This is a genomic window from Streptomyces sp. NPDC005195 (assembly GCF_040608315.1).
In the GTDB taxonomy this organism is placed as follows: domain Bacteria; phylum Actinomycetota; class Actinomycetes; order Streptomycetales; family Streptomycetaceae; genus Streptomyces; species Streptomyces kaempferi.
Genome location: NZ_JBEXHZ010000398.1, coordinates 1 through 1,053, shown reverse-complemented (window position 1 = coordinate 1,053; position 1,053 = coordinate 1). Strand labels below are relative to the sequence as shown.

Here is a 1,053-nt window from a genome sequence, read left to right as displayed (position 1 = left end):
TGGTGCCTGGAGGTCTCGGTGCGCTCCCGCTCCCCGAGCTTGACGCCCCACCGTGACCTGGGGGTGGAGGATGGGTCAGCGCAGCGTTCGCGGCAGAAGTACTCTCTTCGAACGGGAGAGTGAACTCGCCGCTGTCGAGGAGGCGTTGAGCGAGCTCACCGGTCTGCGCAGGGACGGGTCCGAAGCACCCGAGCGGCCCCGCGGCGCGCTCCTCGCGTTCGCCGGACGCGCCGGGATCGGCAAGACGACCCTCCTCGCCGAGGTGCGGCGGCGCGCCGCCGCCAAAGGCTGCACCGTCCTGTCCGCACGCGGCGGCGAGCAGGAGCAGCGCGTCGCCTTCCACGTCGCCCGCCAGCTCCTGCAGCCGCACCTCGCCGGATTCTCGGAGGCCGAACTCCGCGCCTCGCTCGGCAGTTGGTACGCCATCGTCGGGCCCGCGCTCGGCCTGTGCGCCGCCTCGGAGGGTGCTCCGCCCGACCAGCAGGGCCTGCGCGCCGGCCTCGACTGGGTCCTCACCCACCTCGCCGTGCAACGCGCCCCGATGGTCCTCGTCCTCGACGACGCGCACTGGGCCGACCCCGAGTCGCTCAGCTGGCTCGCCGCCTTCGCACCCCGCGCCGAGGAACTCCCGCTGCTGCTCGTCGTCGGCTACCGGCCCGACGAACTCCCCGACCACGCCGAGTCGTTCAGGGTCCTGCCGGGCCGCGCGGGCCAGCGACCCGTCGACCTCGAACCGCTCAGCGCCGCCGCCGTCGCACGGCTGGTGCGCGAGGACCTCGGCACCCAGGCAGACGACGCGTTCTGCCGGGAGTGCTGGGCCGTCACGGCGGGCAACCCGTTCGAGGCGGTGGAACTGACCGCGAAGGTGCGCGACCGGGGGCTGGTCCCGACGGAGGCCGGCGCGCACCTGCTGCGCGACCTCGCCGCCGCCGTCAAGGGCAGCGGCCTGATCGCCCGCCTAGAACGCCTGGGCACCTCCACCGTCCGCTTCGCCTGGGCCTGTGCCGTGCTCGGCACGGAGATCCCCCCGCCCCTGGCCGCGGCCGTCGCCGG

1 protein-coding gene is annotated in these 1,053 nt (G+C 74.7%); it reads left to right on the top strand.

All coding sequences use genetic code 11. The features are described 5' to 3' along the window. Positions 1–70 precede the first annotated feature (70 nt). Positions 71–1,053, top strand: a 983-nt coding sequence (locus tag ABZV34_RS39915) for an AAA family ATPase (protein ID WP_356288357.1), incomplete at its 3' end; no start/stop codon positions are given.